At 64.9% G+C, this 9,014-nt stretch carries 6 protein-coding genes; 1 reads left to right on the top strand and 5 read right to left on the bottom strand.

Annotated elements, in window-relative coordinates; translation table 11 throughout:
* A partial coding sequence (gene groL / locus ACT17R_RS17560; protein WP_444809999.1) for a chaperonin GroEL occupies nt 1-1,398 on the top strand: 1,398 nt, incomplete at its 5' end.
* A gap of 466 nt (nt 1,399-1,864) precedes the next feature.
* Here the strand turns inward: groL and ACT17R_RS17555 are convergent.
* Genes ACT17R_RS17555 through ACT17R_RS17535 form a run of 5 tightly spaced genes read right to left on the bottom strand, consistent with a single transcriptional unit; the run spans nt 1,865 to nt 8,790 of the window.
* Nucleotides 1,865-3,310, bottom strand: a complete 1,446-nt coding sequence (locus tag ACT17R_RS17555; RefSeq protein WP_444809998.1) for an aldehyde dehydrogenase family protein — start codon at nt 3,308-3,310, stop codon at nt 1,865-1,867.
* A gap of 27 nt (nt 3,311-3,337) precedes the next feature.
* Nucleotides 3,338-4,450 (bottom strand): NAD(P)-dependent alcohol dehydrogenase, encoded by a 1,113-nt coding sequence (locus ACT17R_RS17550; RefSeq protein WP_444809997.1) that lies wholly within the window; start codon nt 4,448-4,450, stop codon nt 3,338-3,340.
* A 13-nt stretch (nt 4,451-4,463) separates the two neighbouring features.
* A complete protein-coding gene (locus ACT17R_RS17545; RefSeq protein WP_444809996.1) occupies nt 4,464-5,348 on the bottom strand; it encodes a helix-turn-helix domain-containing protein in 885 nt (294 codons plus the stop codon).
* Entirely contained in the window at nt 5,345-6,571 is a 1,227-nt protein-coding gene (locus ACT17R_RS17540; RefSeq protein WP_444809995.1) for a cytochrome P450, read from the bottom strand. Before ACT17R_RS17540 ends, ACT17R_RS17545 begins: the two co-directional genes overlap by 4 nt.
* A gap of 2 nt (nt 6,572-6,573) precedes the next feature.
* Nucleotides 6,574-8,790, bottom strand: a complete 2,217-nt coding sequence (locus ACT17R_RS17535) for a TonB-dependent receptor (protein WP_444809994.1) — start codon at nt 8,788-8,790, stop codon at nt 6,574-6,576.
* Nucleotides 8,791-9,014 lie beyond the last annotated feature (224 nt).

Genomic DNA, 9,014 nt, shown 5'->3' with positions numbered 1-9,014 from the left:
CGCGAGGTCGCCTCGAAGCAGAACGACAAGGCCGGCGATGGCACCACGACCGCGACCGTGCTCGCGCAGGCGATCGTTCGCGAAGGCTCGAAGGCGGTCGCCGCGGGCATGAACCCGATGGACGTCAAGCGCGGCATCGACCTCGCCGTGACCACCGTCGTCGACGACCTCAAGGCGCATGCCAAGTCGGTCGAAGCGAACAGCGAGATCGCCCAGGTCGCGACGATCTCGGCCAATGGCGACGAAGAGGTCGGCCGCATCCTCGCCGAGGCGATGGAGAAGGTGGGTAATGAGGGTGTGATCACCGTCGAAGAAGCCAAAAGCCTCGCGACCGAGCTCGAAACGGTCGAGGGCATGCAGTTCGACCGCGGATACCTCAGCCCCTATTTCATCACCAACGCCGAGAAGCTGAAGGTCGAACTCGACGATCCGTACATCCTGATCCACGAGAAGAAGCTGTCGAACCTGCAGGCGATGCTGCCGCTGCTCGAAAGCGTCGTGCAGTCGGGCCGGCCGCTGCTGATCATCGCGGAGGATGTCGAGGGCGACGCGCTCGCAACGCTCGTCGTCAATCGCCTCCGCGGCGGCCTCAAGGTCGCGGCGGTCAAAGCGCCGGGATTCGGCGATCGCCGCAAGGCGATGCTCGAGGATATCGCGGTACTCACCGGCGGCAATGTCGTCAGCGAGGAGCTCGGCATCAAGCTCGAGAGCGTCACGATCAACATGCTCGGGCGCGCCAAGAAGGTAGTCATCGACAAGGATAATACAACGATCGTCGACGGCCTCGGCTCGAAGTCCGATATCGACGCCCGTATCGCGCAGATCCGCCAGCAGATCGAGACGACGACCAGCGATTACGACCGCGAGAAGCTGCAGGAGCGGCTCGCCAAGCTCGCGGGGGGCGTCGCTGTGATCCGCGTCGGCGGCGCGACCGAGGTTGAGGTCAAGGAGAAGAAGGACCGGGTCGACGACGCGCTCCACGCAACGCGCGCGGCGGTCGAGGAAGGCATTCTTCCCGGCGGCGGCATCGCGCTGCTCCGTTCGCTCAAGGCCCTCGAAGGCCTGAAGGCCGCGAACGACGACCAACAGTCGGGCATCGACATCGTCCGCCGCGCGCTCCGCGCCCCGGCGCGCCAGATCGCCGACAATGCCGGCGAGGACGGCGCGTGGATCGTCGGCAAGCTGCTCGAGAGCGAGGACTATAACTGGGGCTTCAACGCCGCCACCGGCGAGTATCAGGACCTCGTCAAGGCCGGCGTGATCGACCCTGCGAAGGTCGTGCGCACCGCGCTGCAGGATGCCGCTTCGGTCGCCTCGCTGCTGATCACAACCGAAGCGCTCGTCGCCGAGCTGCCGAAGGAGGAGAAGGCCGCGCCGATGCCGGCGATGGACTTCTGACGAGATAGGGCGGCGGGCGACCGCCGCCCTATCCCCTTCATGCTCGCAACCAAGGAGAATGCGGAGGGAACTGTCATGCCCTTTTACGGCAGTCAAAGCGTTCGCGGCTGCTCAGCCCAACTGAAGCTGCGACACGGAAACGAGGCCAAGCAGCTCGTGGCTCGGCAACTCGAATGGGCGCGTGAACGCGGCAACGGTCAGGAAATCGCTTATTGGAGCGCGGTCCTTGAAGACCTCGCGAGCCTGCCGTCTTAGCGTTCCATAGGCACGACGGATGATAAAGTTGTCACCGCCGCGCCACCGCGCAGAATCCGTCTTGGCCGGTTGGGGACAGTCCGCTTCCCGGCCGTTGAAGGGCAAAAGCTGCCGTTATTTCGCCTGCGCTCGTCGTTGCTGTACAACTTCTCAGGAGCGGGCCTGTTGCGGTCGAGCGGCTTTGCGGGGCAATTAACTCAATAGCTGCCGTTTATGGGGCTGAGTGGCGAGCGGGGGTTGCGACCTTTCGGCGCACGATCGTCTGCGCGTTGGTGTATTCGAGCAAGCCTTCCAGCCCGCCCTCGACCCCGACGCCCGACTGCTTCATCCCGCCGAAGGCTGCGGTGGGGGCGAGATGCTGGGTTTCGTTGACCCACACCGTCCCGCTTGCGATGCGTTGCGCGATCGCGAGGGCCTCGTCTTCGTCCTGTCCCCATACCGATCCGCCCAGGCCGTAGTCGGTTGCATTGGCTCGCGCCACGACGTCGTCCACGTCATCGAATTTGAGCAGCGGCAGCACGGGGCCGAACTGCTCTTCCTGCACGATGCGGCTGTCTTCGGGCGGATTGTCGAGGATGGTCACAGGGATGAAATATCCCGGCACATCGGACGTCTCGCCGCCGACTAGGAACTTGTAACCCTTGTCCCTGGCGTCCGCGATCAGTTCGAGCACACGGGCGTATTGCGCCTCGTTGTTGATCGGCCCGATCTGCGTGCCCTGTTCGGAGCCGTCGCCGACCTTCACGGTCTTCGCGTAGGCGACAAGCGCCTCCTTGAGCGGTTCGTAGATGTCCTCGTGCACATACATGCGCTTGGTCGCGATGCAGATCTGGCCGTTGTTGCGGAACGCGGCCCAGAACAGCTCTTCGGCAACTTTCTCCACATCGACGTCGGGCATCACGATCGCGGCGTCGTTGCCGCCGAGTTCGAGCGTGACGCGCTTCAAAGTGGGCGCCGCCGATTCCATCACGCGGCGCCCGGTCGCGGTCGATCCGGTGAAGCTGATCTTGTCGAAACCTGGGTGGCTCGTCATCCATGGCCCGAGCGCGTCGCCCCCGGTGATGATGTTGAGCACGCCGGGCGGCAGCATGTCCCTGACCAACTCGCCGAACTTCAGCGTCGTGAGCGGGGTGAAGGGCGAGGGCTTTAGCACCATCGTGTTTCCCGCGAGCAGCGCAGGGCCGACCTTGAACATCGCAAGCAGCAGCGGGAAATTCCACGGCGCGATCGCGCCGACGACGCCAAGCGGGACGTGGCGCGTCTCGCTGTAGCGCTCGTCGCTGTCCTCGTTGACCGTCACCGGCAAGTCGAGGCTCGCGGCGCCCATCAGCCAGTAACCCGCGCCCATCACCTCGCCGTCGGCCTCGGCGTGCGGCTTGCCCTGTTCGGTGGTGAGCAGGCGCTTGAAGGCGTCGGCGTTGGCCATGATCGCCTGACCCATTGCGGTTAGCGCCGCCTTGCGTTCGGCGATCGGGGTTGCAGCCCAGCCGGGGAAAGCCGCGCGCGCCGCGCCAATGGCGCGGTCGAGATCGCCCTGGCCGGCATCCGGAACGCTGCCGATCACCTGTTCGGTTGCGGGGTTGAGTACGTTGAAGCTTGCGCTGCCGCCTTCGAGCTTGCCGCCGATCAGCATCGCATAGTTGCGGTCGAAATCCATTGTCCCTCTCCAGCCTTATCAGTGTTTTCAGGGTATCAGCACGACCTTGATGCATTCGCCGCGCGCCTGCGCCGCCAGCGCCTCGTTGATGTCGGCGAGCGGAAAGGTCCGGATGAGCCTGTCGAACGGGAAGCGTCCCGCGGAGTGATGCGCGATCAGTTCGGGGATGAAGCTTTGCGGGTCGCTGTCGCCCTCGATGATCCCGACGATGCGGTGGCCGGGCGTCATCAGCGCGGCGATATTGACGCTGATCGCGGCGTCGGCTTTGGACGGCACCCCGACGAGCCCGATTGCGCCGTGACTGCCGAGCGCGGCAAGGCCCGCTTCGATCACGGGCACGACACCGCTGGTGTCGAAAGCGAAGTCGAGCCCTAGGGGAACGATCGCGCGCAGCGCCTCGCCGAGATTGTCGACGGCGCGCGGATCGATGACATGCGTCGCGCCAAGCTCTTGTCCGATTTCGCGCCGCGCGGCAATCGGCTCGACAAGGATGATCGTCGAACAACCCTGGATCACCGCCCCCATCACCGCGGCAAGGCCCACCGGCCCACCGCCGAAGATCGCGATGCTCGACCCCGCGGGACAGGCGAGCGAGTTCATCACCCCGCCGGCGCCCGTTTGGAAACCGCAGCCCAAGGGTCCGAGCAGTTCGAGCGCGACCTTCGATGTATCGACCTTCACGACGTTGCGCGCTCGTGTGACGGTCAATGCCGAGAAGGAGCTTTGCCCAAAGAAGTGCGACGTGACGCGCTCGCCATCCTTCGCATAAGCGGTCGAGCCGTCGTCGAGCCGCATCCCTGCGTAGTTCAGCGGCACGAAGCTCTGGCAATAGCTCGGCAGATGTTCGTCGCAGCGTGGGCAGGCGCCGCAGCTTGAGAAGCCGACGACAACCGCGTCGCCAACCGCGAGGCCCTCGACGCCTTCGCCGATCGCCTCGATCACGCCCGAGCCTTCATGGCCGAGCACGCCCGGCAGCGCGAAGGGCGCGAACTGGTCGCGAAAAATCAGGTCGGTATGGCAAAGGCCGACGCCCGCGATCCGGACGCGCACCTCGCCCGCGCGCGGCGCTTCGACCTCGATCGTTTCGATCGTGAAATCGCCGCCGGGCTCGCGCACCACGGCCGCCTTCGCTTCAGTCATACGCTATCTCCGTTCAGTGAAGCCCGCGCCGTTCCTGCTGGCGATAGTCGCTCGGCGCCATCCCGAACCAGGCGCGGAAGGCGCGGCTGAAATGGCTCTGACTGGTGAAGCCCGTCGCCTCGGACACGGCGGCGAGGCTGAGGTCGGTCTGGACGAGCATCTGCTGCGCGCGGTCGAGCCGCGCCTTCATCACATATTGATGCGGCGAGATGCCCGTCGCCTTCTTGAACAGGCGGCAGAAATGCGACGGCGTGACCCCCGCGACCGCCGCCATCGCCTCCAGGCTATGCTCTTCGGCGGGATTGGCTAGCACCGCGTTCATAATCTTGTGGAGACGGTAGGCCGAGAAATCGGAGACCGGGATTTCGGTCGGGTTGCCGTGCGCGGGCGGGCCCGAGAGGATATGCGCCTTCAGCGCATTCACCATCGCCGCGACATAGGCGGTGCGCTCCTCGGCCTGCGGCGCGTAAAGCTCGGACAATATCTGGCGCGTCAATGCGACGCCGAGCGGATCGGCGAACGCGAAGCGCATTTTGCTGAACTGCTCGGCGTGGGGCTGCCCCGCGAGCACGTCTGACGACATCGACAAGGTCACGACATCGAGTTCGCCATCGACGAGCCAGCCGGTCGGCATGCCCGCGGGGACGATCGTCGCACAGCCGGGGATCGAGCTGGTTTCGGTCCAGCCGTCGCGGTCCCATGTTTTCACCTGCGGCTTGCCGGCGACATGGACGGTGAAGATCGGCTGCGGCAGCGCGGGAAGCGTGTAGCTGCCGACGAACTGGCGCCAGCGGCAGAGCGACCAGCCATCGCCGAATGACCCCATCTCGACATCGGGCGCGCGACCGAGGACGTCGCAGATGATCTCCTTATTATCCCAGACGCTGTCCTGTTTCACGCCACCAGCCTGACATCGAGCCGCTTGAAGCCGTTGATGAAATTGGAGCGCACGCGGCTCGGCTCTCCCATTATCTCTATGCGGCGAACATGACGCGCCATCTCGGTAAAGGCGAGTCGCAATTGCATTTCGGCGAGGCGCGAGCCGACGCAGACATGCGTGCCCGCGCCAAACGCCAGATGCTGGCGGATCGGGCGCGTGACGTCGAAGACGTCGGGATCGGGAAAGATCGACGGGTCGCGGTTCCCGCTGGGATAGAAGACGACGACCTTGTCGCCTTTGCGGACTTGCTGCCCGCCGAGTTCGGTATCGCGCGTCGCGGTGCGGCGCATATGGATGACGGGGCTGGCGTAACGGACCATTTCCTTGACCGCGTTCGGCAGCAGGCCGGGGTCGGCGCGGATCGCGTCCCATTGATCGGGGTTGTTCGCAAAGGCGATCAGGCTGTGGTTGATCGAATTGCGCGTCGTCTCGTTGCCGCCGACGAGCGCTAGGATGAGGTTGCCGATGAAATCACCGAGCGGGATGGGTGCCCCGTGAATCTCCGTGTTCGCGAGCAAAGAGGCGATGTCTGACCCCGGATTGGCGCGGCGTTCTTCGAATAACGCCGAAGCGAAGGCGATGAACTCGCCCATCACCGCCGCCATCGCTTCAGGTGACTGGCGGAAATCGGGATCGTCCTCGCCAACGAAGGCGTCGGTCCAGCGGTGCAAGTCATGCCACATCTCGGCCGGCACGTCGAGCAGTTCCGCGAGGGTCAGCAAAGGCAGCGGCACGGTGAGGAGCGGGAGGATGTTCACCGTCTCGCCCAGCGGCACCTCGGCGAAGAGGCGCTCGACGCGTTCGGCGATCCGCGCCTCGATGCCTTCGAGCCGTGCGGGCGACAGCGCGGGCATCACGAATTTGCGGTACTGCGTGTGCGTCGGCGGGTCGCGCGAGATGAAGGGGATGCCGATCGCGGACTCGCCCGCGCCGGTCAGCCCGACCTCATTCTCGTTGAAGATCCGGTGCCCGCCATTTTCGTGCGCCGAGGAAAAGAGGTCGGCCTGCCGCGACACGGTGACGATATCGTCGAACCCCAGCACCGCCCAGAAACCCGCGCCATCGCTTTCGGGATTCCAGTGGACCGAGCCCGCGGCGCGCAGTGCCCCAAGCTCGGCATAGGGCATGCCGCCGACGTAAAGATCGGGGTCCCTAAGATCGATAGTCCCAAGGTCGGTCATTGTCAGAAGCTGTAACGCAGGCTGACGCCATAGGTGCGCGGCGCGCTCGGCACGAGGAAGTTGTACGGGAAGCCCGCACCGCGCAGGTCGAGGCCATAACCATAGGTTTTGCGCTCGAAGATATTGTTTGCGAACGCGCGCACGGTGAGCGCATCGTTGCTCCAGCTGAGCGACGCATTGACCTTGGCGTTCGCGCCCTGTTGCAGTTCGCTGTTCACCTGCGGCGTACCCGGCGCGTTGATCTCGTTGAACGGCGAGAAATATTGCCGGCTCGAATAGGCCATGTTCGGCGCGAAGGTGATCGTGCCGCCCGCGAGGTCGACGACATCCCATTCGAAGCCGAGCTGTGCGGTTAGCTTCGGCGCGAAGGGCAGTTCGTTGCCCGACAGGTCCGCGCTCTGCAGCGTCAATTCCTTGTACTTCGAGTGCAGCCAGCCGAGCGACGCGTCGACGCGCAGGCCATCGACCGGGCGCAACGTTGTCTCGACTTCGAGGCCGTAAACCTCCGACGACGGCGCGTTGACGAGGAAGGAGACGGGTCCGGCGCGCGTGTCCTGCAATTGCTGGTTCGAATAATCATAATAGAAGGCCGACGCGGCGTATGTGAGCAACCGGCCGCCCGCGCGGCCCTTGATGCCGATTTCATAGGCGTTGACGCGTTCGGGCTCGATATAGCCGATGCCGCTCGACGAGGTGTAGCCGCCGCCGTTGACCGCACCCGCGCGGTAGCCGCGGTTGTAGCTCGCATAGACGAGCGGGCCGTCGGCGAAGGTGTAGCTCAATGCCACGCGGCCGGTGAGAGCATTGTTGGTGTCGGCGAGCGCAAAGCGCGCGGCGGGATCATAGGGGCAACTTCCCGCCACCCCGGCGCAGGGCACCGTCGTCGCGAGCGGGGTTTGCGGATCGTCGACCCCACCGACGAACAGGTAAGCGAAGGCGTCGTCGTAACGCGACTTGTCCTTGGTGTAGCGCGCGCCCAAGGTCAGTACGAGCCGGTCGGCTAGGTCGATGTCGGCCTGTCCGAACATCGCATAGCTTTTGCGGACCTGCCGGTAATGCTGGAAGAAACCGCCCGCGGGGGGCAGCGGCAGGTTGAAGGTGTTGTCGGTGATATTGCGGTCCCAGCCGTAGAAGAGACCGCCGACGAAGGTCAGCCCGTCGCCCTCGTAATTGCCGCGCAATTCCTGGCTGAACTGGCGATAGTTCGAGCGCCAATTGATATCGAGGATGTCGAGCGGCGATCCGTCGGCCGCCTGCTGGAGATTCTGCTTGCCGCCGTCATAGCTGGTGATCGAGGTCAGGCTGAGCGTGTCGCTGAGTTCGAGCGCGATATTTGTCGAAAAGCCCCACGCGTCGGTGCGGTTCTCGCCGATGCGATTCTCGTTCGTCTCGAAAAAGCCGAGCCCGGTGCGGAAGGGTTCGAGCCCGTGGACCGCCGCCTGTGTCCCGCGGTCGCGCCCGGCATAGGCGCGCAGCACGATGTCGAGCGTTTCGACCGGCTTGATGCGAAGCGACGCGCGGCCCTGCAGCGTGTCGACCGATGCGGCGTCGCGTCCGCCGGGAAAGACATTTTTGATCTGCCCGTCGCCCTTGGCATAGTTCACTGCGAGGCGAAGCCCCGCGACATCCTCGGCGAGCGTCGCCTCGGCGGCGCCCTGAGCAGTGAAGGTGTCGAAATTGGCGTAGCCGACCTGCAGATAGCCGTTCGTTCCCGAGAGGCCCGGCTTCTTCGTGATGAAGTTGATCGCGCCGCCAGTAGTGTTGCGACCGAACAGCGTGCCCTGCGGCCCCCGCAGCACCTCGATCCGGTCGAGGTCGAACAGGCCCATGCCGTGGCTGGTGCGCGGCGCGAGATAGACGTCGTCGAGATAGACGCCGACGGGCGAGGCCTGGTTGCTGTTATATTCGTTCGCGACCCCGATGCCGCGCAGCGAGAAATTGGGCTGCGTGTCGCCATAGGGACTGTTGATCTGAAGGTTCGGCACCGCGTCGCCGAGCTGGGCCGAATTGGTGATGCCGCGGTCGGCCAGCGTATCGCCGCCGAGCGCGGTTACCGCGAGCGGCACGTCGAGCAGCGACTGTTCGCGGCGCTGCGCGGTGACGACAATATCGCCGTCGCTAGCTCCTTCGGTTGGCGGCGCATCCTGAGCGAACGCTATGGTCGATGTCGAAACAGCCAGCGCCGCGGAAAAAACGCGCGCAAATGACAAGCCTGCCATGATCCTACTCCCTCATACCGGGGCTTCTGCGAGCCTCCATTGCATAGAGTTAGGCGGCCAGGCGAAAACTGGCTTTAGCCGGGTGTGCAGCAAAATTTGACATTTCTTGCGCCGCGCGCGCTCGTCCCCGCGGCGAATTCTGGCCGTTGCACGAACCGCTCCGCGGATTGGCGCTAGCCTCGATGTAAAGCGCCCCAGCGAGCGCCGCGGCTGATTGAACGCGG

The sequence above is a fragment of the Sphingopyxis sp. Q841 genome (assembly GCF_052384365.1).
GTDB classification, from domain to species: Bacteria; Pseudomonadota; Alphaproteobacteria; order Sphingomonadales; family Sphingomonadaceae; genus Sphingopyxis; species Sphingopyxis terrae_A.
The sequence above is the reverse complement of the archived record's forward strand: the minus strand, read 5'-3'. Positions and strand labels throughout refer to the sequence as shown.